A 24,485-nucleotide genomic window follows, 5' to 3' on the forward strand; every position below is an offset into this window, starting at 1 on the left:
ACCCGCCCCCCGGCCGCCGCACCAAGGGACACGAACTCCCGCCCCGGCCGGTCGGGCGCGGCCCGAACCACCTGCAGCGTGAACCCCGCCGCGACCAGTCCGCCTCGACCTCCGCCCGCTCCCGGAACCGCAACGGCGAATCCGACGTCAGTACCTGCCCGTCCGAGGCGGACACTGCGGCGGCTGTCCGCGGCCCGGTGAAGTGCGCGGGGGAGCGGTACTGTCTCTGACCACCAGGCGGGCCGGGACGAGATCGGTGCCGGGACGGGAGTCGTCCCGGGTGCGGATCTGGCGCAGCACGCCCTCGACGCAGCGGCGGCCGACCTCGGCGAAGTCCTGGTGGACGGTGGTGAGGGGCGGGATGAAGAAGGCCGCGTCGGGCGTGTCGTCGAACCCGACGACACTCACGTCGGCGGGCACGGACCGGCCTTGCTCGTGGAAGGCGCGCAGCAGGCCCAGGGCCATCTGGTCGTTGGACGCGAACACCGCGGTGCACTCCGGCTCCTGGGCGAGGGCGAGTCCGGCCGCGTAACCGGACTCGGCCGACCAGTCGCCGTCCACAGGCGCCGGAACCGGGCGTCCCGCCTCCTCCAGTGCGGCCCGCCAGGCCTGGGTGCGGCGCTGGCCCGCGTACGACGTCCCGGGACCGGTCACATGCCATACGGTCCGATGACCCAGCTCCAGCAGATGCCGAACGGCCTTCCGCGCGCCGTCGGCCTGGTCGGTGTCGACCACGCTGTGGCGGTCCCCGGCGTCCGAGTCCACGACCACGACATGGACGCCGGGCGGCAGTTGGACCGTGCTGGTGTCGAGCAGATGGATCTCCATGATGACGATGACGGCGTCCACCGCCAGCTCGCCCATCCGCGTGAAGGCCCCCAGCACGTTGTCCTGCGTCGCCACGTCGATGGGGATGAGGGTGATCGCGTACCCCTCGGCCGCCGCGTGCGTGGCGATCGCCTCCACGGTCCGGCTGCTGCCCGTCGAGGAGAGGCTGAACAGGATCACGCCGATGGTGTTGAACCGGCCGTAACGCAGGGCGCGGGCCGCGCTGTTGGGCCGGTAGCCGAGCTCCCGCATCGCGGCCAGCACCTGCTCCCGGGTGGAACTGATCACCCCGGGATGGCCGTTGGAGACCCGGGAGACCGTCTGTGAGGAGACCCCGGCGAGCTTGGCGACGTCCGCCATCGAGACCCGCTGCTTACGGCGCCCGCCCGGCACCCCGGAACCGCCCCGCCGCGCACCGCCCGTGGCCGGCGGGACGCGTGGCCCCGGCTCGTTCAGCTCCATCGCCTCACCCCTCAAGTCTCCTTCGCGTACCGGATGTTACGGAGCGGGAAACCTTGACGGCCGCAGGAGCGGATGCCACGATTCCGACGCTTTCGAGTTTACGTAAACATCGCCGTGTGACCAGCCCGGACGGAGATCCCGTCGCCTCGTCGCGCAGGGGATGTCCACGCAAACACGCCAGGTCGATGTTTACGTGAACACGCGACCGGGACAACGAGCCACCGTGTCGAGCCGCCGTCTCCTGAAAGGGCACGTTGATGCGCAAGACCCCCGCCGGAACTCGTATCACCCCTCGGACCCGCGCCGCTGTGGCGGCGGTCGCGATCGCCGCGGTCGGTGCCACGACCCTCACCGGCAGCCCCGCGTCCGCCGCCGTGCCCGGCCACGGCACCAGCCAGTTCAAGGGCGTCAACTGGGCCGACCCGCGCGACAACTACGCCGACGACCCGGTGGTGCTGTCCGGCCTGTCGCTGTCCGACAGCTACGCCCGGACCTACGCCAAGGCGACCCGGGTGATCGCGGCGTTCCGAGCCAACCTAGGGGCGAACACCGTACGGCTGCCCATCAACCCGTACACGGTGAACGGCTCCTACTGGAGGTCGTACCGCGGGGTCATCGACGCGGCGTCGGCACAGGGCTTCAAGGTGATCGTCTCCTACTGGGAGGGCACCGGCGCCAACAAGGACGGCTTCATCGACGACGAGGCCACCTACTGGCCCATGTGGGACACCGTCGTGAAGGCCTACCCGCACGACCCGCACGTCTACTTCGAGCCGATGAACGAGCCGCACGGCTACACCGACGCCGAGTGGGCCGACCTGGCCGCCAAGTGGCTGGCGACCTACCCGTCCGTCCCGCACGACCGGGTCTTCGTCAGCGGCGCCGGCTACAACGACCACGTCACCACCGTCTGCGCCGACCCACGCCTGAAGGGCACCTACCTCTCCCTGCACCACTACGGCTTCTGGAAGAGCTACGCCACCTACGACGAGTGGGCGGCCGACCTGAAGGAACGTCTCGGCGACTGCGCGGGCCGGACCGTCGCCGACGAGTTCGGCGCCCCGATGACCACGGGCCTCGACTACAACGTGCCGGCGCCCGACAACAACTCCGTCAACTTCATCCAGGCCGACACGGACCTGTTCCGCAAGCTCGGCATGGGCTCGGTGTACTGGCCCGGCCTGCGCACCGACGACACCTACTCGATCCAGAAGCTGATCGGCGACGCGTCCCGCCCCTGGCTGGCCACCACGAACCGGTCCGGCGCCGACCGCCTCGCCTGGGCGTGGGGCCGCGGCAGGCCGGTGAGCCGCTGACCGACTCCGGGAGGGCCGCGGTGCGTTACGAGCACCGCGGCCCGGCGGCGCGACCTACCGGCCCCGGCGGCCCGCTGCCGAGGCGAAGCCCAGCCAGGTATGCCGGTTGCCCGCCCAGCACCAGCCCACCTTGGGCGCGTTGCGGCGCTCACGGCCGTCCCGTCCGGTGCCGTTGCTGATCCAGAGCGCCGGAGTACGGGAGTCCAGGGCCCCGTTGGCCTTGCGCAGCCGCGAACCGATCGTCATGAAGCAGTGGTTGCGCTCCAGGACGGCGGGCTGTTGCAGCACCCAGTGGATCCCCTCGCTGAGCAGCAGCGGGGTGCGGTCCTGCGCGGCGAGCGCGGGCAGCGCCTCGTCCGGGCTCCAATTGGCCATGCGGTCGCCCCGGTCGAGGCCGGTGAGGACGTAGAGCGGGGCGTCGGGCAGTGTGAGCGTGCCGAGCGGGGCGAAGAGGTCGACGTCGGTCATGTCGGTGACCACGAAACCGGGCCTGCCGTCGTGTCGCAGCAGCGGTGCGAGCGAGGAGGCGGGGGCGTGCTCCGGGTGGACGGCGAGCAGGGCACCGTCCTCGGCGGGGGCCGCGGCGACGGCGCGGACCTCGGCCGCGGACAGTCCGGCGATCTCATGCACCCCCGACTCGATGAGCCGCTCGGCCTGCGTGCCGAGGGACGGGAGCGCGGGGAGAACGGTCGAAGTGACGGACGCGGATTCAGGCACGATGCTCCCAGGGTCGGGGACGGGATCGGCCCTGAGGCAACGAGGCGGCCCACCGGGATGTTCCCGAAAATCCCTACAGAGGGCGCAGATACGTCAGTCCGGGACGGCCGGAGAGCCGTGTCTCGCCGGTGACGGTGAAGCCGACACGGGCGAGTACGGCTCGGGACGCGGCGTTGTCGAGGGTGGTCGCGGCACGCAGGACGGTCAGTCCGTACCCGGTGGCGAGGCCGCACATCTCCCGCACGGCCCAGGTGGCCAGTCCCCGCCCGGCGGCCCGCTGCGCCATCCGGTAGCCGAGATCGGCGCCTCCGTCCGCCACGTCCGCCAGGTTGACCCGCCCCAGTACCTCGCCCGCGTCGTCGACCACCACATGGAAGTAGCAGATCCCGGCGTCCTGTTCGGCCAGCAGTGCGCGGTGCCGCTCGTCGAACCGGGCGAAGTAGTCGTCGCCGCGGTCAGGGATGGACGCCGCGAAGTAGGCGCGGTTCTCCCGCTCGAAGGCGAGGATTGCCGGGGCGTGGTCCGGTCGGAGCAGGTGCAGCTCAGGCATGGGCAGGACAGTAGGCGCCCCGGCCGTTCGCCCGCCAGCGCATTAGGACTTGCGCAGGTCCTTGACCCGGCGGATCTTGCCGACCGAGCGCTCCAGGGTCTCCGGGTCGACGACGGCCACCTCCACGGTGACCCCGACACCGTCCTTGATGCCCTGGGCGATCGTCTTCGCGGCGGCCTCGCGGTCGGCTGGACCGGCGTCGTGCCGCGCCTCCACGCGAACGGTCATGTGGTCCATCCGCCCCCGCTGACTGATCTGGATCTGGAAGTGCGGGGCCACGCCCGGCGTCCGCAGCACGATCTCCTCCACCTGGCTGGGGAAGACGTTGACCCCGCGCAGGATGATCATGTCGTCGCAACGGCCGGTGATCTTCTCGATACGGCGGAATCCGGGACGTGCGGTGCCGGGCAGCAGCCGGGTCAGGTCCCGGGTGCGGTAGCGGACGATGGGCAGCGCTTCCTTGGTGAGCGAGGTGAAGACCAGCTCGCCGCTGTCGCCCTCGGCCAGCACCTCGTCGGTCAGCGGGTCCACGACCTCGGGGTAGAAGTGGTCCTCCCAGACATGCAGCCCGTCCTTGGTGTCCACGCATTCCTGCGCGACGCCGGGGCCGATGACCTCGGACAGCCCGTAGATGTCGACCGCGTGGATGTCCAGGCGCTCCTCGATCTCACGGCGCATCTCCTCCGTCCAGGGTTCGGCGCCGAAGATGCCGACCTCCAGGGAGGTGGAGCGGGGATCGATGCCCTGACGCTCGAACTCGTCGAGCAGGGTCAGCATGTAGGAGGGCGTGACCATGATGATCTCGGGACGGAAGTCCTGGATGATCTGCACCTGGCGTGCGGTCATGCCGCCGGAGGCGGGGATCACGGTGCAGCCGGCGCGCTCCGCGCCGTAGTGGGCCCCCAGGCCGCCGGTGAACAGGCCGTAGCCGTAGGAGATGTGCACCTTGTGCCCGGGCCGGCCACCGGCGGCCCGGATGGAGCGGGCGACGACGTCCGCCCACATGGACAGGTCGTTGTCGGTGTATCCGACCACGGTCGGACGGCCGGTGGTGCCGCTGGACGCGTGCACGCGCCGCACCTCGGACATCGGGACGGCGAACATGCCGAAGGGGTAGGTGTCCCGCAGGTCCGCCTTGGTCGTGAAGGGGAACCGGGCGAGGTCCGCCAGGGTGTGGCAGTCCTCGGGCCGCACGCCGGCCGCGTCGAACTTCTTGCGGTACAGCTCCACGTTGTCGTACGCGTGCCGCAGCGTCGCGCGCAGCCGGGTGAGCTGGAGCGCCGCCAGCTCCTCGCGGGACATCCGCTCGGCGTCGTCCAGGAGTGCCTCGGGAAGTGGCTCCCCCCGGCGGGTGGCCCTCGGCTCCTGCGCGATCACTTCGCTGCTCATCACGGCTCCTCAATCCGTGCGCGGAGGGTGCGACTGCGCCCGCGGAACTCCGCGATCACTTCGTCTCCGCGCACAACGCTCACGTCGTAGACACCGCTGCGGCCGAACCGAACGCGCTCCCGCGCCGTGGCCACCAGCACATCGCCTTCGTACGCGGGTGCGATGAAGTCGATGTCGGCGCCTGCGGCGACGGTCACGGGGCCGTGGCTGTTGCAGGCACAGGCGAACGCCGTGTCGGCGAGGAGGAAGAGATAGCCGCCGTGGGCGATCCGATGCCCGTTGACCTGGGAGGACGTCACGGTCATCCGCAGCACGGCGGTCCCTTCGCCGTGCTCAAGCAGCTCGATGCCGAGCCCTCGTGACGCCTCGTCCGCGGCGAACATCGTCTCGACGGGGCCAGGCGTCGTATCCGGTACCCGGGTCGTCATTTCCACCACCTTGTGGACCGACCGAACATTCGGTTAGCGTGCGGTGTGGTCAAGTAATCCAGCAAGCCCTCCGCATGTCAAGAGGTGCACCGCATGCCGCGCAAGACCCCTGAGGGACCCGACCACTTCGCGTGTCACCGCACGCTGATCGAGCGTGCGGCGGACGCCGTCACGGGCCGCGACCACCGGTCCCGCAAGTGGTTCGGACCCGTCCGCCTCGTCTTCGCCGCCCCGCGGTCGCGCCGCCCCGTCCCCACCGCAGCCGAGGAGGCCGCCTGATGCCGGACGTCTACCTGATCGACGGGGCCCGCACCCCGCAGGGCCGCTACGGCGGTGCCCTGGCCGGCGTACGCGCCGACGACCTCGCCGCCCTCGTCGTCGCCGAGGCCGTCCGGCGCGCCGGAGTGCCCGGCGAGGCCTTGGACGAGGTCGTCCTCGGAGCCGCCAACCAGGCGGGCGAGGACAATCGGGACGTGGCCCGGATGGCGGTGCTGCTCGCCGGGCTGCCGCACACCGTGCCCGGCTACACCGTCAACCGCCTGTGCGCGTCCGGCCTGACGGCGGTGGCCTCGGCGGCCCAGACGATCCGCGCCGGAGAGGCGGACCTCGTCGTCGCCGGGGGAGTGGAGTCGATGACCCGGGCACCCTGGGTGATGGAGAAGCCCGGCACCCCGTGGGCCAAACCGGGGCAGGTGCACGACACGGCCCTGGGCTGGCGGTTCACCAACCCGCGCTTCACCGCCGCCGACCGGGCCGTCCCCGAGGACGCCGGACCGGAGACGGCGAAGGTCACGCTGTCCATGGGCGAGACCGCGGAGGAGGTCGCGGCCCTGGACGGCATCACCCGCGCCGAGTCCGACGCCTTCGCCCTGCGCAGCCACCAGCGGGCCGTGGCCGCCCAGGAGGCGGGCCGCTTCGACCGCGAGATCGTCCCCGTCCCCGTGCGCGACGGCGAGGTGACCCGCGACGAGGGCCCCCGCCCCGCCACCACCCTGGAGAAGCTGGGCTCCCTGCGGACCGTCTTCCGCGAGGACGGCGTCGTCACCGCCGGCTCGTCCTCCCCGCTGTCCGACGGCGCGGCGGCCCTGATGGTCGCCGGAGCCGAGGCGGTGGAGCGCTACGGCCTCACCCCACGGGCCCGGATCGTCGCCTCGGCCTCCGCCGGCGTGCAGCCCAACCTGATGGGTCTGGGCCCGGTCCCCGCCACCCAGAAGGCGCTGGCCCGGGCCGGCTGGCAGCCGGACGATCTGGACGCCGTGGAACTCAACGAGGCGTTCGCCGTGCAGGCCCTGGCCGTCATCCGCCGTCTCAAGCTCGACGAGGACAAGGTCAACGCCGACGGCGGCGCCATCGCCCTCGGACATCCGCTCGGCTGCTCCGGTGCCCGCATCCTGCTGACCCTCCTCGGCCGCCTCGAACGGGAGAACGGCCGCCGCGGGCTGGCCACGCTCTGCGTGGGCGTGGGCCAGGGCGTCGCGCTCCTGGTGGAGCGGGTGTGACCAGCTCTCCGCCGTACGCGTACGCGTATGGCACGCCGCCGGTGGCGGAGCGAGCCGACCGGGTCGTCGTCGCCCGCCACCGCCCCGAGGCCCGCGCCACCGTCAACGGCCGCGTGATCGTCGAGGACCGCATGACAGGTTCTCTTGAGAAGAGGAGTCGCGCATGACGTCGGCACCCGACACCGTCGCGGTGATCGGCGGCGGCCGGATGGGCGCGGGGATCGCCCAGTCCTTCGCCACCGCCGGTTCCGCCGTGACCGTGGTGGAGAGTGGAGGAGAGGCCGCCGCGGCGGCGCTGGAGCGGATCGGCGGCAGTCTGCGGCGGGCCGGGGAGCGCGGCCGTCTGAGCGAGCCCGCGGAGCGGGTGGCCGGCCGGGTGAGCGTCGTCCCCACGGTGGACGCCCTGCCGCCGGGGACCGAACTGGTCGTGGAAGCGGTACCGGAGGACGCGGCGCTCAAGGCCCGCCTCCTGAAGGCCGCCGAGGAAGCCGTGGGCGACACGACCGTCCTGGCCACCAACACCAGCTCGCTGTCGGTCACCGATCTCGCCGCCGTCCTCAGGCGGCCGGACCGGTTCCTCGGGATGCACTTCTTCAACCCGGTGCCCGCCTCCGCGCTGGTCGAGATCGTCGTCGCCCCCGACACCGCCGAGCACACCGTCCGGGCCGCCCTGGAGTGGACCAGGGCGCTCGGCAAGCAGGACGTCGTCGTCAAGGACTCGCCCGGCTTCGCCAGCAGCCGGCTCGGCCTGGCCCTGGGGCTGGAGGCGATCCGCATGGTCGAGGAGGGCGTCGCCGCCCCCGAGGCCATCGACGACGCGATGCGGCTCGGCTACAAGCACCCCATGGGGCCCCTGCGCCTGACCGACCTGGTCGGACTCGACGTCCGGCTCGCCATCGCCGAACACCTCCACGCCACCCTCGGCGACCGCTTCGCCCCGCCGCGGCTGCTGCGCGACAAGGTGGCCCGCGGCGAACTGGGACAGAAGACGGGCCAGGGTTTCTACACCTGGTGACCGGCGCGGGCCGGCCGCCGTATCACCGTGCCGGGCCGTCCCCGGACGCCACGGCGGCCGTCTGCTGCCGGCACCGGTCCGGTACGGCTCTTGCCAGATCAGGGAGGGTATACCTTATGATAAACCGAACGAATGGTCGGTAGGGAGTGGGTGGAGATGACGGAAGCGGCCGGAAGGGACGCCGAGCACGACCTGGAGTCCCATTTCGAGACGACGATCTCGCGCGACCAGCGGATCGAACCGCGCGACTGGATGCCCGAGGGCTACCGCAGGACACTGGTCCGGCAGATCGCCCAGCACGCGCACTCGGAGATCATCGGCATGCAGCCGGAGGGCGAGTGGATCACCCGGGCGCCCTCGCTGCGCCGCAAGGCGATCCTGTTCGCCAAGGTCCAGGACGAGGCCGGCCACGGCCTGTACCTGTACTCGGCCGCCGAGACCCTGGGCATCGACCGGGCGGAGCTCACCCAGCGCCTCCTCGAAGGCCGCCAGAAGTACTCGTCGATCTTCAACTACCCCACGCCCAGCTTCGCGGACGTCGGGGTCATCGGCTGGTTCGTCGACGGCGCGGCCATCTGCAACCAGGTCCCCCTGTGCCGCAGCTCCTACGGGCCCTACGCCCGCGCGATGGTGCGGATCTGCAAGGAGGAGTCCTTCCACCAACGGCAGGGCTACGAACTGCTGATGACCATGATGCGCGGCACCGATGCCCAGCGGGAGATGGTGCAGGACGCGGTGGACCGCTGGTGGTGGCCGTCCCTGATGATGTTCGGTCCGCCCGACGACGACTCGCCCAACTCCGCGCAGTCGATGGCCTGGAAGATCAAGCGGCACAGCAATGACGAACTGCGTCAGCGCTTCGTCGACATGACCGTGCCCCAGGCGGCCAAGCTCGGCGTGACCCTGCCCGACCCCGAACTGCGCTGGAACGAGGAGCGCGGGCGTCACGACTTCGGCACCCCCGACTTCTTTGAACTCAAGGAAGTCATCAGCGGCAACGGCCCCTGCAACGCACAGCGGATGCAGCGCAGGCGCGAGGCCCACGAGGAGGGCGCCTGGGTGCGTGCGGCCGCCGGCGCGCATGCCGCCAAGCAGGCCGCCCGGGCACGTAAGGAGGCAGTCGCATGAGCGACTCGGGGAACTGGCCCCTGTACGAGGTGTTCATCCGCGGCAAGCGCGGCCTCAACCATGTCCACGTCGGATCGCTGCACGCCGCGGACGACGAGATGGCCCTCACCCACGCCCGCGACCTGTACACCCGGCGCAACGAAGGCGTCAGCATCTGGGCCGTGCGCTCGGACCACATCGCCGCCTCCAGCCGGGACGAGAAGGACCCTTTCTTCGCCCCCAGCGCCGACAAGGTCTACCGGCACCCGACCTTCTACGACATCCCCGACGATGTCCCGCACATCTAGGAGCCGGTGATGAGTGACGACCACGTCTACCTTTCGCTGGCCGAGGGCCACGACGACGGCGACGCCCGCTGGGCCTTCGGCACCGGCTTCGAAGACCCGCTGTACGGCGTCGACACCGCGGTACCCGAGGGCGTCGACGCCGCCGCGCTGGCCGACCAGTGCCTGGCGCTCGGCGACGACGCCCTGGTCCTGGCCCAGCGGCTCGCCGAATGGGTCACCCGGGCGCCCGAGCTGGAGGAGGAGGTGGCGCTGGCCAACATCGGGCTCGACCTGCTCGGCCAGGCACGGCTGCTGTACGCGCGCTGCGGCCAGACGGACGGCACCGGCCGTACGGAGGACGCCTACGCCTACTTCCGCGACGCCGGCGACTTCCGCAACGTACGCCTCGCCGAACTCCCCAACGGCGACTTCGCCTTCTCCGTCCTGCGGCTGCTGGTGTTCGCCAGCTGGCGCCTCGCCCACTTCACCGAACTTGCCTCGGCACCCGACCCGGTGCTCGCGGCGATCGCGGCCAAGGGCGTGAAGGAACTGACCTACCACCGGCAGTACGCCGCCGAATGGGTCGTACGCCTGGGCGACGGCACGGAAGAGTCCCACGCGCGCATGCTGACCGCTCTGGAATCACAGGCTCCCTACTGGGAGGAACTGTTCGCCGCGCAGGACGTGCGCGAGGCGGTCCTCGCCGATCTCCAGCAGGTCCTGGACGCGGCCGGACTCCCAGTGCCGCACACCGCGGCCCTGCCCGGCCACGGTCGGCACGGCGGACACACCGCACACCTCGCCCCGCTCCTGGCCGAGCTGCAGAGCGTGGCCCGCGCCCACCCGGAGGCGACATGGTGACCGTCCTGTCCGACGTCCGGCGGGCCCGGGACCTCGCCGAACAGGTCCCCGACCCCGAGCTGCCCATGCTCACCCTGGCCGACCTCGGGGTGCTGCGGACCGTGACGATCGAGGCCGACGGCACGGTGGTCGCCGGTCTCACCCCCACCTATTCGGGCTGCCCCGCCATGGCCGAGATGCGGGCCGGGGTCGCCGCGTGCCTGCGGGACGCCGGGTTCGACCGCGTCGAGATCCGTACGGTCCTCGACCCGCCGTGGACGAGTGACTGGATCACTCCCGCAGGGCGCCGCAAGCTCGCCGCACACGGCATCGCACCGCCCACGACGGCGCCGCGGCACCCCACCGGTCCCGTCCCGCTGAACCTGTCACCGACCCGGCGCACGGTCACCTGCCCGCGCTGCGGATCGGCCGACACCGAGGAGACCTCCCGTTTCGCGGCCACCTCCTGCAAGGCGCTGTGGCGGTGCCTGGCCTGCCGCGAGCCGTTCGAGTACGTCAAGGAGATCTGATGGCAGAGCTGATGGCACCGACCGCCGGTGCCCACGCGACGACAGTCCGCCGGCGCCGCCCAGCCTTCCATCCCCTGCGCGTCGCCGCCGTCCAGCGCCTGTGCGAGGACGCCGTGGCGGTCACCTTCGACATCCCCGAGGCCCTGGCGGAGGAGTTCGCCTTCGGCCCCGGCCAGTCACTCACCCTGCGCCGCGAGATCGACGGCCGCGACGAGCGGCGCTCCTACTCGATCTGCTCGCCCGTCGGCGCGCCGCCCCGCATCGGCGTCCGGGAGGTACCCGGCGGACTCTTCTCCTCCTGGCTGGTCCACGAGGTGCGGCCCGGCGACACCGTCCAGGTGATGGCCCCGACCGGAGCGTTCACCCCCGACCTCACGGTGCCCGGCCACCATGTGCTGATCGCGGCCGGCTCGGGCATCACCCCCATGATGTCCATCGCCGAGTCGGTCCTGGCGGCCGACGACCGCTCCAAGGTGACGCTGTTCTACGGCAACCGGCGCACCGACACCGTGATGTTCGCCGACGAACTGGCCGACCTGAAGGACGAGTACCGCACCCGCTTCCACCTCGCCCACGTCCTGTCCCGCGAGCCCCGCGAAGCCGAAATCCTCTCCGGCCGCCTGGACAGTGACCGTCTGGCCGCCCTCGTCGCGGGGCTGATCGACGTTGCCTTCGCCGACCACTGGTGGCTGTGCGGCCCGCACGGCATGGTGCTCGACGCCCAACAGGTCCTGGCCGGGCTGGGCGTCCCCGGCGGCCGGATCCACCAGGAACTCTTCTTCGCCGACGAGCCGATCGAACCCGTCCGCCACGAGGAGGCGGCGGCGACGGGCCCGGCCAGCGAGGTCACCGTCACCCTGGACGGCCGCTCCACCACCGCCCTGCTTCCGCGCGGTACCGCACTCCTCGACTCCGCCGCCCGCATCCGCCCGGACCTCCCCTTCGCTTGCAAGGGCGGCGTCTGCGGCACCTGCCGTGCACGGATCACGGACGGCGAAGCGGACATGCGCCGCAACTACGCCCTCGAACCGGCCGAGGTGGATGCCGGCTACGTGCTGACCTGCCAGTCGTACCCGGTCTCCGAGAAACTGACGGTCGACTACGACAGCTGACCGACTGGAACGAGGCGTGCCGGTGGGAACGGGCACCCGGGCGCGTGCCTCAAGTCCCCTGCTGGTCAGGCGTCGTCGTCCGCCGGCGCGTCGCGCAGGGCGCCGCGGGAGGGCACGCTCGGTCTGAGGAAGAGCTGGTGCAGGTGGACGGCGACGGTGCGCGGGGAGCGGAAGAGCCGTTCGACCCGCCACCGCCACCGCCACCGCCACCGCCACCGCCACCGCCACCGCCGTTCGCCGTTCGCCGTAGGCGAGCCGTACCCGGGTAGTTCGAACGGTCGGCGATCGGTGCCGGGTACGGTCGGCGCCTTCTCGAACAGCCCGACGCGCGTGCTCGCCGTCCGTGGCCAGTCCCGCAGCAGCCGTCACGGTCATGGCGAGCCGTGGCGAGATCGCGGCGACAGGACACTGCCGTGCCGGTGCCCTTGCGGCTTCACGCGGATGTTGCCACGCTGGTCGTTCACGTTGTCTGCTCCAGCTCTCTGCGCGGCGTTCGCGAGATCGCCGGCCCGACCAGTCCCGGCCCTACCGTTCGTGCGCGCTGCTCTCCTCCCCGGCGCTGACGCGCGTACACCGCGCCCGAACCACAGTGACCGGCCGGACCGCCGCCGCCTCACCTGCGGAGCACACCATGGACACGAACGAGGAGGCCGCGCGCGGCCTGAGCGACATCCAGGACTTCCTCTACCGGCAGGCCCATCTGCGAGCGGCACGTCAGCGGGTCGCGGACTTCACCGCGCAGGAGACGGGGCTGACGCAGGACCAGAGGACGGACATCGAACGCTGGTATCTCGCGGAACAGACCTATGTGGCCCGCATGGTGACGGAGCACATCGCCGCGAGCATCGACGTGGTGGAACAGCGGCATCGCGCCCGTTTCGGACACTGGCTGCGCGGGACGCTGACCGCGATGATCCTGATCACCGCGGCGATGGCGCTGTGCGTCACGGTGGTGCTGGTCGGCGCGTCGTAAGCTCGCGCCCGCTTCCCCGCCGGCCCCGACGGTGGCATGGGGATGTCACATGCGCGGCCCCTGTTCGGTCATGTGAGTGCGCCGTGTCTGCACCCCAGAAGAGACGGGCGGCTCCGCCGTTTGTGACAGTCCGTCCGGGAGAGCTCCGTTCGGGAGAACGAGGAAAATCATCCGTTGCCGCGTCGGGGTGCGGCCTGTTGGGCGAGGAGCTCAGCCGTCCAGCGAAGCCACGTAGGGGGCCAGCTTGGCCGGGTTCATCACCCACATGATGCGTTCGATGCCGCGTGCCGACACATCGACGGACAGCAGCGCCACCGCGTGCCCGTCGGCCGAGATCAGGACGGCCGGCCTGCCGTTGGCCTCGACCCAGCGCACGTCCGCCTGGGGCCAGAAACGCGGCGCGAAGGCGACGAGGTACCGGGAGACATGCGGGAGCCCGAAAACCGGGATCTTGGACGCCCCGCGGATACCGCCGCCGTCGGTATAGCTGATCACGTCCTCGGTGAGGACCTCTTCGAGCACCGACAGACGGCCGTTCTGCGCCGCGGCGAGAAACACCTCCAGGAAACGCCGGTGCTCGGCGGAGTCCACCGGTTCCCGGCGCTCCGCCTTCAGACGCCTGCGGGCACGGCTCACCAGCTGGCGTGCGTTCGCCTCGCTCGTCTCCACGATGTCCGCGATCCGCCCGTACGTGTAGGCGAACGCTTCCCGCAGCACGTACGCGGCCCGCTCCACGGGGTTCAGCTTCTCCAGCAGGAGGAGAACCGCCAGGTCGAGGGCCTCCGCACGTTCCGCGCCCAGCTGTGGGTCCGTGCTCGTGTCGACGGGCTCGGGCAGCCAGGGGCCGACGTAGGATTCCCGGCGCGCCCTGGCGGACTGGGTGAAGTTGATCGCCAGCCGGGTGGTGACCGTGGCCAGGAACGCGACCGGCTCCCGGATGCCGGCGCGCTCGGTGTTCTGCCACCGCACCCATGCCTCCTGGACGACGTCCTCCGCTTCCACGGCGCTGCCGACCACCCGATAGGCGATACCGAAGAGCTTGGGACGCGCGCCGAGGAATTCCTTCGTCGCCTGGTCGAGGGAGCCCGAGTCCCCGTTCTCACCGCCGCGCATCGATGTCCTCCAGAGTTGGATCACCATGCTACAAGCTGGCATCGCACAGAACTACACAGAACGGTACGGATCGGTGCGAACCGCTCCCGCCGGGTCACAGATCCACTGTGTACCCGCTCGTCGGCGGCGAAGGCCGATGCCGAGGGACGGCGAATCCATGGAGGTGCCAGACCATGTCGGACAGGAACACGGCGCACGGGGCCGGCGGGCAGCCCCGTCCGGAGGGGTGGAAGACGGCGCTGACGGTGTTGCAGGAGGCCGCACCGATCACCGTCCCCGAGGGAGCCTCGGCGATGACCATCCATGTCGAGTGGGAGCCCGGAGACCCGGGAACCCCGCCGCACCGCCACTCGGGACCGGCGTTCGGGTACGTCGTCGAGGGCGCCGTCCGCTTCGAGCTGGAGGGCGAGCCCGAGCGGGTGGTCGGGGCCGGCGGGACGTTCTGGGAGCCGGGTGGTGACGTGATCCACTACCAGGACGGCAACGCGCTGGCGGATGCGCGGACCCGGTTCGTCGTGACCATGATGTGCGCACCGGGCAGGCCCATGCTGGAGCTGGTCGACGAGAGTGAACTGGCCGAGCGGGCCCACCTGCGCGCCCCACGTCCCACCACGGACTGACGACAGGCGGACCGGCTGTGCCTTCCCCTCCCCGCGGAGGGGAAGGCACAGCCGGTCCCGATGGCGGGCGTCCGTCAACCGAACTGGCCGGGCTGGTAGTCGCCGGCGGGCTGCTGGTTGATGACGTTGATGCGGTTGTAGGCGTTGATGACGGCGATCAGGGAGATCAGGGCGACGAGCTGTTCCTCGTCGAAGTGCTTGGCGGCGTTGGCCCACACCTCGTCGGTGACGCCCCCGGCCGCGTCGGCGATCCGGGTGCCCTGTTCCGCCAGCTCCAGCGCGGCGCGCTCCGCGTCGGTGAACACCTTCGCCTCACGCCAGACGGCGACCAGGTTGAGGCGCTGCGCGGTCTCCCCGGCCACCACGGCGTCCTTGGTGTGCATGTCGGTGCAGAAACCGCAGCCGTTGATCTGGCTCGCACGGATCTTCACGAGTTCCTGGACCGCGGCCGGCAGCGTCGAGTCCGAGACGGCCTTGCCGGCCGAGTTGATGTGCCTCAGCACCTTCCCCGCGAGCGGGTGGCCGAAGTAGTCGAGACGCGATTCCATGATGATCTCCTTGCCGTGCGGTGGGTGCACACCAATGACCGGAGCGGACGGCAGGATGTGACAGGAAGGCGTGTGTGACGTGGGTCTCACCCGAGGGGCTCGGCGTCGACGGGTTGGTCAAGACCAGGGCGGCTGTCGGTAAAGGCGAGGGCATGGCCCGGACTTGGCGGCCTGATACCTGACGTGTGGTGGCCAGGTGGCCATGTGGTGTTCATGTGGCGGCAGTTGGGCTGGGCCAGGGTGCGGTCGTTGTCAGCTCAGCTGCACGTCGGGAGGGCGTCATGACCACACAGGCAGATTCGACAGAGGGCAGACCGGCGGGAGGTGCGGAGGGGTTCAGCCGTCGTCACGCGCTGGGCCTGCTGGGTACCGCGGGGGCGGGGGCCGCCGCCACCGGGCTGCTCGGCGCGGGTACGGCACAGGCCGCCCCGCTCGCCGCCCCGGCCTTCCACCTCACCGCGGACTCCTCCGGCGCGCCCCCGGTCCAGGGCCTGCACCTGACCTTCGGCGCGGACCCGCGCACCCAGATGACGGTGTCGTGGATCACGGACCGGCCGGTGACCAAGCCCGTCGTGCGCTACGGCACCCTGGAGCACGGCTTCGGATCCAGCAAGAAGGCCCAGACCGTCACCTACGTCGACGGCACCTCCAACCGCACCGTCTACGTCCACCACGCCCCGCTGAAGGGGCTCACCCCGGATACGGACTACCTGTACCTCGCCACCCATGAGGGGGCGACCCCCGACAGCGGGACGTTCCGCACGGCTCCGCAGGGACGCCGGCCGGTCACCTTCACCAGCTTCGGCGACCAGTCCGCCCCGCAGGTGACCTGGGCGGCCGACGGCACCGTCGCCCTGGACGCCAACTCCACACCCGCGACGAAGGACATCGTCACCGGTATCGAGCAGGTCGCCCCGCTCTTCCACCTCCTCAACGGCGACCTCTGCTACGCCAACCTGGACGTCGACCGGGTACGGACGTGGAACAACTTCTTCACCAACAACACCCGTTCGGCGCGCTTCCGCCCCTGGATGCCGGCGGCCGGCAACCACGAGATCGAGAAGGCCAACGGCCCGCTCGGCCTCGGCGCCTACCAGACCTACTTCTCCCTCCCCTCCACCGAGACGGACGCCGAACTCGCGGGCCTGTGGTACGCGTTCACGGCCGGCTCGGTGCGGGTGATCGTGCTGCAGAACGACGACAACTGCCTGCAGGACGGCGGTGACGTCTACATCAGCGGCTACTCCGGCGGCCGCCAGCTCGCCTTCCTGGAGAAGGAACTGAAGGCGGCGCGGTCCTCGCGGGACATCGACTGGGTGGTCGTGGCCATGCACCAGGTCATGATCAGCTCCTCGGACGCGAACGGAGCGGACCTGGGCCTGCGCGAGAAGTACGGCCCGCTGTTCGACCGGTACGGCGTCGACCTGGTGCTCTGCGGCCACGAGCACAACTACGAGCGTTCGCTGGCCGTGCGCGGTGTCGTGACCGGCAGTGAGACCCTCACCCCCAACCCGGCCTCCCAGGCCACCGACGACATCGACGCCGGCCTCGGCACCGTGCACATGATCCTCGGCGGCGGAGGCGTCTCGGGCACCACCAACCAGAGCTTCTTCAAGGACGGCACGGCCAAGGTGATCACCGCCGTGTCGGCGACGCCCGGCTCCAACGGCAAGCGCACCTCCACCTATGTGAAGGAGCAGGCGGTGTGGACCGGCGTCCGGGACATCGAACACCCCTATGGCTTCGCCGCGTTCACCGTCGACCCCGGCCGGCACCCGGGTGACACCACCCGGATGCACGTCACGTACTACAACGTGAACAAGCCGCACGGTGAACTGACCGTCTTCGAGAACTTCACCCTGCACCGCAAGCGCTCCGACGGCCACGGACACTGATCCTGAGCCTGGCGGGCCGGCAGCGAAACGCGGGCCGGGCGGCATCCGCCCGGCCCGCTCACCGCATCCCCGCGGCGGCTTCCACTCTGGCCGAAAACCGACGAACTCCCATCAGATCGGCAGGGATTGTACCGAAGCGCGCACTGGAAATACTTGGCTAAGCAACTATATGCTCGCCCGGCGGGCGGTCGGGGGACTGAGCCGCACGCCGCTTTGGGAACTGCCGCGCTGTAGCGCATGATCGGTGTCGCGGTTCAACAACATGACAGCTTGTGGAAGGAAGTGCCGTGGCACCGGTGCTGGTCGGACTCGAAGGTCTGCTGGCGGGGGAGCGCATCCCGGTCCTGGACACCCGCGTCACCTTTGGACGCAACGCGGAGAACACCGTCGTCATCTCCAGCCTCAGCGTCTCCCGCTTCCATGCGGAGATCGTCTTCGACGAGGACAAGGGTTACGTACTGCGTGACCTGGAGAGCAGCAACGGCACTCTGGTCAACGGGGAGGAAGTGGAGTCCCGGCTGCTGCAGCCCGGTGACGAGATCTCCCTGGGCGACCAGGAGTTCCGCTTCGAGGTCGCGGACGCCATGGAGACGCTGATGGCGCTCTCCCTTCCGCGATCCGTGACGCACGGCGCGCAGGAGAGCGAACGCGGGCCCGTCCTGCGGGTCACCGTGGCCGGCGGCGGCCCGGTCGGCCTGTCCTTCGCCCTGCTCCTCGAGCACTTCCTCGGACCCCAGGTGCAGATCACCGTCTACGACGGCAGGTGGCGCAAGCAGGGCCGTACCATCGTCTGGAAGGGCCCGGACGAGGGCAACATACGGCGTCTGCAGGTGGTGACCGTACAGAGCCGCCAGTACCTCGCCTGGCCGGAGGAGGTCCGGGAGCGCCTCTTCGACCCGGAGCACTTCACCGAGATGTGGCCCTCCGGTCCGGACTCGGTCGGCGACAACCACCCTCGCAACATGCGCATCGCCTATATCGAGGACCGGCTGCTGGAGCTGGCGAACGAGAAGCGGGACCGGATCCGGCTCATACCCGCCCGGTTCGACGCGGAGGAACAGCAGGAGGCGCTCGCCACCCAGCATGTGCTCGCGATCTGCGACGGCGGCCGCTCGCGCACCCGGGACCGCTTCGCCGCCCGCTTCGGCAAGGCCGACGAGTCGATCTACTCCCTCGACGGGCGCCACCTGCAGGACGTCGTCCTCGGCCTGCGGGTGAAGTCCGGCCTGACCGACCCCATGGCGGTGCTGCTGACCGTCGCCCAGAACCGCTTCCTGCTCAACTCGCTGCGCGGCGAGGGCTTCCTCAACATGCGGCTGACCGACGCCGAGGCCGCGGAGGTCATCGGACTCGATCCGGTCCGCCGCGTCTTCGAGGAGTGCATCGCCTCCCGGCCGTGCCTGATGGACCGCGACGAGTACGGCGACTTCCAGTGCGCGACCCACGGCACGCTGTTCCTGCCCGCCCTGGTCAAGGGCTCCCCGCTGTGGCGCCGGGTGCGCGAGGGGCTGCTGCTGTTCGGGGTCGAGTCCGACGACCTGTCGGCGGTCACCAGCTTCCGCCTCGACATGGTGCAACGCCCGCGTTTCTCGGCCGAGTTGCTGCCGCCCACCGCCAACTCCCCGGGCACCTACGGCTTCCTCCTCGGCGACGCCGCCAACTCCATCCACTTCTGGCCGGGCCGTGGGCTGAACAGCGGTCTGGCTTCGGCGATCTCGCTGGCCCGGTCCCTCAACGGGGCGTGGCACGGGCGGCCGTTCCGGGACGCGGACTTCCTGCGGCACGAGGCGGCCATGTCGATGCTCCAGTACCGGCACAAGAGCCGGGCCTGGAAGGCGATGGTGACCACCGACGACCAGGGTGTCACCTGGGCCATCAAGGACATCATCGGCCACGGCATCGACGGGATCCCCGACGAGCCCGACCGTGAGGCGGACACCAAGACGCTGCTGGAGCGTATGCAGGCCATCCGTGCGCGTCTGGCCCTCCGGCTGGAGGGCATGCCGGACGACGAGGCGATCCTGGAGCGTCTGCGCACACTGCAGCCCGCCACGTTGCGCATGCTCGTCCTCAGCGGAGCCTGGGACACGCTGACGATGGGCGGCGAGGAGGTCGACATCGACATCTTCTACGGCGAGGACTCGTCCGCGGCCGCCGCGGCGGTGGTCGCACTGGAGCCGACGGCCAAGCCGTAGGACGGAATCCGTTTCGGCACGCGCCGCCGAACGGACGGCCCGTTCGCCCGACACCCCGCCGCCGCTGACCGCGGGGCGGGGTGCGGCGGCTGTCAGGTGCGGCGGCTGTCAGGTATGGGGGCGGTGGCCCTTCTCCTGGTGGGGGTAGGTCTGGTCGGCCTGCGGGAGCGTGGGCTTGGGGAGGGTGGCGACCTCCTCCTTCGCCTTCTCCAACTGCTCGGCCGTGTCGTGGGGGAGGCGGGGCGGGCGCGGCCGGGCCTCGCGGAACCGGAAGGCGGTGGTGAGGTCGCCGAAGGTCTCACGGCGCCAGTCGCTGACGTTCGGCTCCTCGACGCCGGTGAAGCGTTCGAGGAACTGCAGGGCGGAGGTGTGGTCGAAGGCCTCGGTGGCGACCCAGCCGCCCACCGTCCAGGGCGAGACGATGATGGCGGGGACCCGGAAGCCGCCGCCGATCGGCAGACCCTGGATGAACTCGTCCTTGGTGCCCGTGGGCGGTGTCGGCGGTGCCACGTGGTCGAACAGGCCGTCGTTCTCGTCGTAGTTGAGGATGAACGCGGTCTTGCGCCACACCTTGGGGTTCGAGGCGATCGCCTCGATCTTGGAGGCCACGTAGTCGGCGCCCGCCGCCGGGAGGTAGTTCGGGTGCTCCGACTGGTAGCTGGTGGGGCAGATCCACGACACCGTCGGAAGGCGGTCGTTGCGGGCGTCGTCCTCGAAGGTGCCGTGCGGCTGCGGGCGTACGCCCCGCTCGTACAGGTCGGAGCCGGGCTGCGCGTTCTTGAACGACGCGAACTGCTCCAGCATGTTCGTGCCGTAGTCGTCCTCCTCCTGGTACACCTTCCAGCTGACGCCGGCCGCCTGGAGGCGCTCGGCGTAGGTGGTCCAGCGGTACGGAGTGGGCGCGACGTTGCTGATGATCGGGCCGCCCTGGGTGCCGCCCGGGTCGATGCTCCCGGTCATCCACATCAGCCGGTTCGGCCAGGTCGGGCCGAAGACGGAGCAGAAGTAGTTGTCGCAGACGGTGAAGGTCTCCGCGAGGGCGAACTGGAAGGGGATGTCCTTGCGGTTGTAGTACCCCATCACATACGGGCCGTTGACGCCGTCCGCCTTGCGGTGGGCGGGCAGCCACTGGTCCATCCTGCCGTTGTTCCAGGCCTGGTGCTGCACGGACCAGGCGTGGCTGGTGGACGGGATGGCCTGGGCGCTCGACGTGTGCGTGTCGAGGTGGAAGGGCAGCAGGTAGCCCTTGGGGTTGACGGCGTCGGGCTGGTAGAAGACGGACCGCCCGCTGGCCAGTTTCAGCGCGTGCGGGTCGGCGAAGCCGCGGACACCGGAGAGAGTGCCGAAGTAGTGGTCGAAGGAGCGGTTCTCCTGCATCAGCATGACGACGTGTTCGATGTCGTGCAAGGAACTGTTCTTCGGCGGTCCGGCGGCGACGGCCTGCTGGACGCTGGGCGGCAGCAGGGAGAGGGCGGCGGCGCCGCCGAGCGCGCCGACGGCGGAGCCCAGGAGTCTGCGACGGGTCAACTCGGCCATGGATGCTCCTTTCTCAAGTTCTCGGGGGGCGAGAACTTTTGCGGGAGTGACGGCAGACCCGGCCGTGAGGACGGGCCGCCGTTCACTGTGGGCCCCGGGAGGTGGGGTGCATCAGGGGCGGCTGATGAACTCCGGGCCAACGCACGGAAGGAGTTGGTCAGGCGTTTTCCCGCAACACCTCCTCGTCGCGCGGGTGTTGCCGGGTGTTGAAGAACGTCGGCTGCTACCTGGGCGGGGTCACTGGCCCGGCGCGAGGATGTAGGTGTTGAGGGAGCCCACGGTCGTGATCGGGGTCGGTGAACCGGTGTCGTAACGGTCCACGGCGAGATAGTTGGGCTTCTTGCGGGCGGCGGGGGTGCAGAAGCTCTGGGCGCGGTTGAGGAGTTTGCCGTTGTCGGTGGCGACGGTGGAGCTGATCGGGTAGTCCCGGAAGTGGTTCATGACGAAGAGCGGGTGGAACGCCGACGAGTCGGTGGTGAGGGGTCTGTCGGTGCCCCAGCGGCTGTAACAGGACCAGTCGGAGTCGCCTATGCCGCCGCCCATGGACCAGTAGTTCTCCACGGTCCATTCGCGCTGGTACATCACGCCGAAGGTGTCACGGGCGGCCCAGCCGCCTGCGGTGTCGCTCGCCCGGGTCCGGTCGCTGAAGATCAGCAGCTGCTTGCCGCGGGCGGCGAGATCGGCCATCGTGGGCCAGCCCTTGACGGCCACACCCTCCTGGTCCGGCCGGTACAGCACGTCGGAGAGGCCGTTGACCGAGGCCAGCGACGACTTCAGCACGTCGGAGGAGGCGTAGTCCTCCAGGAAGACCGTGGCGAACTGGCCGGGGTTGGCCTTGAGGAAGTCGACCATGCGCTGGAGGTCGGTGGCGAGCGGGACGGGGCTGCTCACGCCGTCGCAGCTGTTGTGGCAGAGCACGGCCTGGCCGGAGACCGTGTAGTCGTCGAGCATGAAGCCGCGGACGCCGTCGGACAGCTGCCGGCTGATGCCGTAGTTCTGGTTGGGGAACAGGTTGACGGGGAACGAGGCGAAGTTGCCGTCGGAGCCGTTGGCGAAGGCGTTGTGCGCGGTCAGGAAGGTGACCTGGTCCAGGGTGCGGGTGTCGGCGGAGGGCATCGCCGTGGTGACGTAGGAGACCGGGGTGAGGTACCAGCGGGCGAGGTCGCCCGCGGAGCCGAGCTGTACGGCGCCGGAGTCCGAGGCGGAGCCGGTGAGGTACTGCGAGGTGCCGGGGGCGGTGACGGTGTAGGTGCTGTCGGCGCCGGCCGTGATGCTCCAGGTGGTGCCGTCCGCGCCGCAGGCGGCGGTCACCGCGGCGGTGCCGCTGCGTCCGAGGCAGGTGCCGGACTCGTCGGCGTTCTGGAGCTGGTAGCCGCCGCCGACCGCGACGGCCGTCCACTGCTGGTGGTCTTCGTTGCCCTTGGGGTCGTGGGCCGCCACGGTGCCACCGCTGTCTGCCGCGTTGCGGCCGGTGACGAAGTTCTGCAGGTAGACCGAGGCGGCGGGGACGGCCGCCGAGGCGGTGCCCGGCAGCAGGGCGGGCGCCGACAGGGCGAGGACGGCGGAACAGCACAGGACGCGCAGGGGGCGCAGTCGCACGGGATTTCCCTTCACTCTGACACGAGATACCAACGCTGTCAGAGGCATGGGATATCTGGTGGGACGTGTGCTGCGCCAGTGGTCCTGATTGAATTCCTTTTCCTGCAAGCAGATATGACGATACGTCAGCCACTCGCAGCAGCGTCGAAGCCCGAGGGCTCTCCCCCCGTGTCGCACCGCCCGGCCGGATGGCCGGCGAACGCCTCCCTCCCGGATGTCCGCCGCGGCCCCGCAGCTCCCGGGAGGGACGAGCGTGATGGTCCACCCGGAGAGACCTGCGGATCTCCGCGCTCACACGGACGTGGGAAAGCCGAACCGCTTGACAAGCGCCGGATCCCCGAACGCGTTGATTCTCGTGATGCCCGCCGAGCTCACGGTGAGCACGAGGATGCCGTAGGCCTGACCACGGTGGTAGGCGACCGCCGCCGGCTGACCGTTCGCGCTGGTCGGCAGCAACCGCCAGGTGCCCGGCGAGCCCAGGACCTGCCGCACGAGATAGGGCACACAGGTGGCACGGCCGGAGAACCACGTGCGCCAAGGCGTCGCCTCGACCCTGGCATCGACACGCAGCAACTGTTCGAGCGCCGCGCCGTCGGCCTCCTCGACTGCCGCGATGTAGTGGGCCAGCACGGCGCTCAGCTCGCCGGGCTCGACCGTTTGCTCGACGTCAGGAGGCACCTGCGCCAGCCGCGCACGCGCGCGCTGCAGCGTGCTCTTGACCGCTGCCGTGCTGCTGCCCATCACCTGCGCGACGTCCGACGCCGGCCACGCCAGGACGTCGCGCAGGATGAACACCGCCCGCTGGCGGCCCGGCAACTCCTGGAGCGTGGCGATCAGCGCGATCCGCAGGCTGTCGCGCGCCGTGACGATCGCTGCCGGGTCGAGCATCGAGTCGGGAACGGGCTGAACCCACTGGGAGTCCGCGGCCATCGGCGGAGTCATGGGATCGTCGGCGGGTCCGCCGAGTCCCGACGGCAGAAAACGCCTACTACGGTGCGACAACGCGGAGAGGCATGTGTTGGTGGCGATCCGGTGGAGCCAGGTGCGCACCGACGACCTGCCCTGGAACGCCTCGTACGAACGCCACGCACGCAGGTAGGTCTCCTGGACCACGTCCTCGGCGTCGTCCACCGACCCCAGCATGCGATAGCAGTGCGCCAGCAGCTCACGCCGGTAGGGTTCCGTGTCCGTCGCGAAATCTCCCATCGCGATCGACCCTACGGGGCGTAGGTGAGCGTGACGACCCCGGTCGCACTCGGCGTTGCGGCCACGAACCGCAGCGAGCCCGGCAGCGCACTCTCGAACAGCCGCTTCCCCTCGCCGACGACAAGGGGGTGCACACCGAGGTTCAGCTCGTCGACAAGGTTGTGCTGGAGCAGGGTTCGCATCAACGTGGAACTGCCGTACATGACGATATTGCCGCCGGGCTCCTGCTTGAGCTTGGCGACCGTCTGCGCCGCTTCGCCGGTGAGAGCGGTGGCGTTCCAGGGCAACGGGCCGCGCGGCGTCCTCGTCACCACGAGCTTGGGAATGCTGTTCATCGCCTCGGCGTACGGTCCGGTGTTGCGCGACCAGGCCTTCTCGATGATCTCGAAGGTCGCCCGCCCCAGCAGGAAGGTGTCGCTCGCCAGGAGAGCGTCGGTGGCCCGCCGGCGAGAGGTGTCGTCGAAATAGTCCAGTGCCCAGCCGCCACGTCCGATCTCGCTGAATCCGCCCGGATCCTGGACCACGCCGTCAAGCGTGACGAATGCCCCCGCGATGAGCTTGCGCATGGTGTTCTCCGTCCTCGGGGCCGGACGTTCCGGCCCTCGCACAGGAAGACTCGGGTCAGCTCCGAGAGGAATCGGTCTGGGCTGAACACCGTGCCCGCCGACATGGACGCCGCATACGCGGCCGAGCACGCTGGTCTGGGAACGACAGACCTAC

The 24,485-nt window shown here is 70.4% G+C and carries 25 protein-coding genes; 14 read left to right on the forward strand and 11 right to left on the reverse strand.

Going from position 1 to position 24,485, the window contains the following annotated elements:
* Positions 1 to 147 precede the first annotated feature (147 nt).
* Complete coding sequence (locus AB0D59_RS23715; protein ID WP_362569127.1) at positions 148 to 1,188, reverse strand: LacI family DNA-binding transcriptional regulator; 1,041 nt, start codon at positions 1,186 to 1,188, stop codon at positions 148 to 150.
* Between the two features lie 359 nt (positions 1,189 to 1,547).
* Here AB0D59_RS23715 and AB0D59_RS23720 point away from each other — a divergent pair, with 359 nt between their 5' ends.
* Positions 1,548 to 2,606: a cellulase family glycosylhydrolase gene (locus AB0D59_RS23720; protein ID WP_362568639.1), complete on the forward strand. Its 1,059-nt coding sequence runs from the start codon at positions 1,548 to 1,550 to the stop codon at positions 2,604 to 2,606.
* A 54-nt stretch (positions 2,607 to 2,660) separates the two neighbouring features.
* Here AB0D59_RS23720 and AB0D59_RS23725 read toward each other — a convergent pair whose 3' ends face one another.
* The 4 genes from AB0D59_RS23725 to paaI all read right to left on the reverse strand — a co-directional run bounded on the left by AB0D59_RS23725 (position 2,661) and on the right by paaI (position 5,690).
* On the reverse strand, positions 2,661 to 3,323 hold the full coding sequence (locus tag AB0D59_RS23725; protein ID WP_362568641.1) for a DUF5701 family protein: 663 nt from the start codon (positions 3,321 to 3,323) through the stop codon (positions 2,661 to 2,663).
* A gap of 73 nt (positions 3,324 to 3,396) precedes the next feature.
* A complete protein-coding gene (locus AB0D59_RS23730; RefSeq protein WP_362568643.1) occupies positions 3,397 to 3,873 on the reverse strand; it encodes a GNAT family N-acetyltransferase in 477 nt (158 codons plus the stop codon).
* Between the two features lie 42 nt (positions 3,874 to 3,915).
* Positions 3,916 to 5,262, reverse strand: a complete 1,347-nt coding sequence (gene paaK, locus AB0D59_RS23735; protein WP_362568646.1) for a phenylacetate--CoA ligase PaaK — start codon at positions 5,260 to 5,262, stop codon at positions 3,916 to 3,918.
* Complete coding sequence (paaI, locus tag AB0D59_RS23740) at positions 5,262 to 5,690, reverse strand: hydroxyphenylacetyl-CoA thioesterase PaaI (protein ID WP_362568649.1); 429 nt, start codon at positions 5,688 to 5,690, stop codon at positions 5,262 to 5,264. The genes paaK and paaI overlap by 1 nt, the downstream gene beginning before the upstream one ends.
* Before the next feature lie 93 nt (positions 5,691 to 5,783).
* Here paaI and AB0D59_RS23745 point away from each other — a divergent pair, with 93 nt between their 5' ends.
* From AB0D59_RS23745 to AB0D59_RS23790, 10 genes are all read left to right on the forward strand, one after another.
* Positions 5,784 to 5,969 carry a hypothetical protein gene (locus tag AB0D59_RS23745; protein ID WP_362568652.1) on the forward strand — a complete coding sequence of 62 codons (186 nt, stop codon included), beginning with the start codon at positions 5,784 to 5,786 and terminating at the stop codon, positions 5,967 to 5,969.
* Positions 5,969 to 7,189, forward strand: coding sequence for a thiolase family protein (locus AB0D59_RS23750; RefSeq protein ID WP_362568655.1), 1,221 nt, complete (start codon positions 5,969 to 5,971; stop codon positions 7,187 to 7,189). Before AB0D59_RS23745 ends, AB0D59_RS23750 begins: the two co-directional genes overlap by 1 nt.
* Entirely contained in the window at positions 7,186 to 7,356 is a 171-nt protein-coding gene (locus AB0D59_RS23755; protein ID WP_362568658.1) for a hypothetical protein, read from the forward strand. Before AB0D59_RS23750 ends, AB0D59_RS23755 begins: the two co-directional genes overlap by 4 nt.
* Positions 7,353 to 8,204, forward strand: a complete 852-nt coding sequence (locus AB0D59_RS23760; protein WP_362568661.1) for a 3-hydroxyacyl-CoA dehydrogenase family protein — start codon at positions 7,353 to 7,355, stop codon at positions 8,202 to 8,204. The genes AB0D59_RS23755 and AB0D59_RS23760 overlap by 4 nt, the downstream gene beginning before the upstream one ends.
* Positions 8,205 to 8,360: 156 nt before the next feature.
* Entirely contained in the window at positions 8,361 to 9,332 is a 972-nt protein-coding gene (gene paaA, locus AB0D59_RS23765; protein WP_362568664.1) for a 1,2-phenylacetyl-CoA epoxidase subunit PaaA, read from the forward strand.
* Positions 9,329 to 9,619: a 1,2-phenylacetyl-CoA epoxidase subunit PaaB gene (gene paaB / locus AB0D59_RS23770; RefSeq protein WP_362568667.1), complete on the forward strand. Its 291-nt coding sequence runs from the start codon at positions 9,329 to 9,331 to the stop codon at positions 9,617 to 9,619. The genes paaA and paaB overlap by 4 nt, the downstream gene beginning before the upstream one ends.
* A 9-nt stretch (positions 9,620 to 9,628) precedes the next feature.
* Complete coding sequence (gene paaC / locus AB0D59_RS23775) at positions 9,629 to 10,459, forward strand: 1,2-phenylacetyl-CoA epoxidase subunit PaaC (RefSeq protein WP_362568670.1); 831 nt, start codon at positions 9,629 to 9,631, stop codon at positions 10,457 to 10,459.
* Positions 10,453 to 10,968, forward strand: coding sequence for a 1,2-phenylacetyl-CoA epoxidase subunit PaaD (paaD, locus tag AB0D59_RS23780; protein ID WP_362568673.1), 516 nt, complete (start codon positions 10,453 to 10,455; stop codon positions 10,966 to 10,968). The genes paaC and paaD overlap by 7 nt, the downstream gene beginning before the upstream one ends.
* An 11-nt stretch (positions 10,969 to 10,979) precedes the next feature.
* Positions 10,980 to 12,080: a 1,2-phenylacetyl-CoA epoxidase subunit PaaE gene (gene paaE, locus AB0D59_RS23785; RefSeq protein ID WP_362569129.1), complete on the forward strand. Its 1,101-nt coding sequence runs from the start codon at positions 10,980 to 10,982 to the stop codon at positions 12,078 to 12,080.
* 631 nt (positions 12,081 to 12,711) lie between these two features.
* Positions 12,712 to 13,053 carry a hypothetical protein gene (locus tag AB0D59_RS23790; protein WP_362568676.1) on the forward strand — a complete coding sequence of 114 codons (342 nt, stop codon included), beginning with the start codon at positions 12,712 to 12,714 and terminating at the stop codon, positions 13,051 to 13,053.
* Between the two features lie 210 nt (positions 13,054 to 13,263).
* On the opposite strand, the gene AB0D59_RS23795 is transcribed toward AB0D59_RS23790, so the two are convergent.
* Positions 13,264 to 14,166, reverse strand: coding sequence for an RNA polymerase sigma-70 factor (locus tag AB0D59_RS23795; protein WP_362568679.1), 903 nt, complete (start codon positions 14,164 to 14,166; stop codon positions 13,264 to 13,266).
* 173 nt (positions 14,167 to 14,339) lie between these two features.
* Here AB0D59_RS23795 and AB0D59_RS23800 point away from each other — a divergent pair, with 173 nt between their 5' ends.
* Entirely contained in the window at positions 14,340 to 14,786 is a 447-nt protein-coding gene (locus AB0D59_RS23800; protein ID WP_362568682.1) for a cupin domain-containing protein, read from the forward strand.
* A 74-nt stretch (positions 14,787 to 14,860) separates the two neighbouring features.
* Here the strand turns inward: AB0D59_RS23800 and AB0D59_RS23805 are convergent, their stop codons facing one another.
* Positions 14,861 to 15,334, reverse strand: coding sequence for a carboxymuconolactone decarboxylase family protein (locus tag AB0D59_RS23805; protein WP_362568685.1), 474 nt, complete (start codon positions 15,332 to 15,334; stop codon positions 14,861 to 14,863).
* 281 nt (positions 15,335 to 15,615) lie between these two features.
* Here AB0D59_RS23805 and AB0D59_RS23810 point away from each other — a divergent pair, with 281 nt between their 5' ends.
* Positions 15,616 to 17,229: a metallophosphoesterase family protein gene (locus AB0D59_RS23810; protein WP_362568688.1), complete on the forward strand. Its 1,614-nt coding sequence runs from the start codon at positions 15,616 to 15,618 to the stop codon at positions 17,227 to 17,229.
* Positions 17,230 to 17,516: 287 nt separating this feature from the next.
* The gene (locus AB0D59_RS23815; protein WP_362568691.1) at positions 17,517 to 19,424 is read left to right on the forward strand and encodes an FHA domain-containing protein; all 1,908 of its coding nucleotides are present in this window, start codon (positions 17,517 to 17,519) and stop codon (positions 19,422 to 19,424) included.
* A gap of 108 nt (positions 19,425 to 19,532) precedes the next feature.
* Here the strand turns inward: AB0D59_RS23815 and AB0D59_RS23820 are convergent, their stop codons facing one another.
* The 4 genes from AB0D59_RS23820 to AB0D59_RS23835 form a co-directional block, all read right to left on the reverse strand.
* The gene (locus AB0D59_RS23820) at positions 19,533 to 20,960 is read right to left on the reverse strand and encodes an alkaline phosphatase family protein (RefSeq protein WP_362568694.1); all 1,428 of its coding nucleotides are present in this window, start codon (positions 20,958 to 20,960) and stop codon (positions 19,533 to 19,535) included.
* 237 nt (positions 20,961 to 21,197) lie between these two features.
* The gene (locus AB0D59_RS23825) at positions 21,198 to 22,553 is read right to left on the reverse strand and encodes an RICIN domain-containing protein (RefSeq protein WP_362569132.1); all 1,356 of its coding nucleotides are present in this window, start codon (positions 22,551 to 22,553) and stop codon (positions 21,198 to 21,200) included.
* A gap of 297 nt (positions 22,554 to 22,850) precedes the next feature.
* Positions 22,851 to 23,765, reverse strand: coding sequence for an RNA polymerase subunit sigma-70 (locus AB0D59_RS23830; RefSeq protein WP_362568697.1), 915 nt, complete (start codon positions 23,763 to 23,765; stop codon positions 22,851 to 22,853).
* An 11-nt stretch (positions 23,766 to 23,776) separates the two neighbouring features.
* Complete coding sequence (locus tag AB0D59_RS23835) at positions 23,777 to 24,331, reverse strand: dihydrofolate reductase family protein (protein WP_362568700.1); 555 nt, start codon at positions 24,329 to 24,331, stop codon at positions 23,777 to 23,779.
* Between the last annotated feature and the right edge of the window lie 154 nt (positions 24,332 to 24,485).

The organism is Streptomyces sp. NPDC048417 (assembly GCF_040651615.1).
Lineage (GTDB): Bacteria > Actinomycetota > Actinomycetes > Streptomycetales > Streptomycetaceae > Streptomyces.

Bases quoted from the DNA above. Each gene is read 5' to 3' on its own strand.
- AB0D59_RS23715 (WP_362569127.1), bottom strand. From the start codon at position 1,188: ATGGCGGACGTCGCCAAGCTCGCCGGGGTCTCCTCACAGACGGTCTCC.
- AB0D59_RS23720 (WP_362568639.1), top strand. From the start codon at position 1,548: ATGCGCAAGACCCCCGCCGGAACTCGTATCACCCCTCGGACCCGCGCC.
- AB0D59_RS23730 (WP_362568643.1), bottom strand. From the start codon at position 3,873: ATGCCTGAGCTGCACCTGCTCCGACCGGACCACGCCCCGGCAATCCTC.
- paaK (WP_362568646.1), bottom strand. From the start codon at position 5,262: ATGAGCAGCGAAGTGATCGCGCAGGAGCCGAGGGCCACCCGCCGGGGG.
- paaI (WP_362568649.1), bottom strand. From the start codon at position 5,690: ATGACGACCCGGGTACCGGATACGACGCCTGGCCCCGTCGAGACGATG.
- AB0D59_RS23745 (WP_362568652.1), top strand. From the start codon at position 5,784: ATGCCGCGCAAGACCCCTGAGGGACCCGACCACTTCGCGTGTCACCGC.
- AB0D59_RS23750 (WP_362568655.1), top strand. From the start codon at position 5,969: ATGCCGGACGTCTACCTGATCGACGGGGCCCGCACCCCGCAGGGCCGC.
- AB0D59_RS23760 (WP_362568661.1), top strand. From the start codon at position 7,353: ATGACGTCGGCACCCGACACCGTCGCGGTGATCGGCGGCGGCCGGATG.
- paaA (WP_362568664.1), top strand. From the start codon at position 8,361: ATGACGGAAGCGGCCGGAAGGGACGCCGAGCACGACCTGGAGTCCCAT.
- paaB (WP_362568667.1), top strand. From the start codon at position 9,329: ATGAGCGACTCGGGGAACTGGCCCCTGTACGAGGTGTTCATCCGCGGC.
- paaC (WP_362568670.1), top strand. From the start codon at position 9,629: ATGAGTGACGACCACGTCTACCTTTCGCTGGCCGAGGGCCACGACGAC.
- paaD (WP_362568673.1), top strand. From the start codon at position 10,453: ATGGTGACCGTCCTGTCCGACGTCCGGCGGGCCCGGGACCTCGCCGAA.
- paaE (WP_362569129.1), top strand. From the start codon at position 10,980: ATGGCACCGACCGCCGGTGCCCACGCGACGACAGTCCGCCGGCGCCGC.
- AB0D59_RS23790 (WP_362568676.1), top strand. From the start codon at position 12,712: ATGGACACGAACGAGGAGGCCGCGCGCGGCCTGAGCGACATCCAGGAC.
- AB0D59_RS23795 (WP_362568679.1), bottom strand. From the start codon at position 14,166: ATGCGCGGCGGTGAGAACGGGGACTCGGGCTCCCTCGACCAGGCGACG.
- AB0D59_RS23800 (WP_362568682.1), top strand. From the start codon at position 14,340: ATGTCGGACAGGAACACGGCGCACGGGGCCGGCGGGCAGCCCCGTCCG.
- AB0D59_RS23805 (WP_362568685.1), bottom strand. From the start codon at position 15,334: ATGGAATCGCGTCTCGACTACTTCGGCCACCCGCTCGCGGGGAAGGTG.
- AB0D59_RS23810 (WP_362568688.1), top strand. From the start codon at position 15,616: ATGACCACACAGGCAGATTCGACAGAGGGCAGACCGGCGGGAGGTGCG.
- AB0D59_RS23820 (WP_362568694.1), bottom strand. From the start codon at position 20,960: ATGGCCGAGTTGACCCGTCGCAGACTCCTGGGCTCCGCCGTCGGCGCG.
- AB0D59_RS23830 (WP_362568697.1), bottom strand. From the start codon at position 23,765: ATGGGAGATTTCGCGACGGACACGGAACCCTACCGGCGTGAGCTGCTG.
- AB0D59_RS23835 (WP_362568700.1), bottom strand. From the start codon at position 24,331: ATGCGCAAGCTCATCGCGGGGGCATTCGTCACGCTTGACGGCGTGGTC.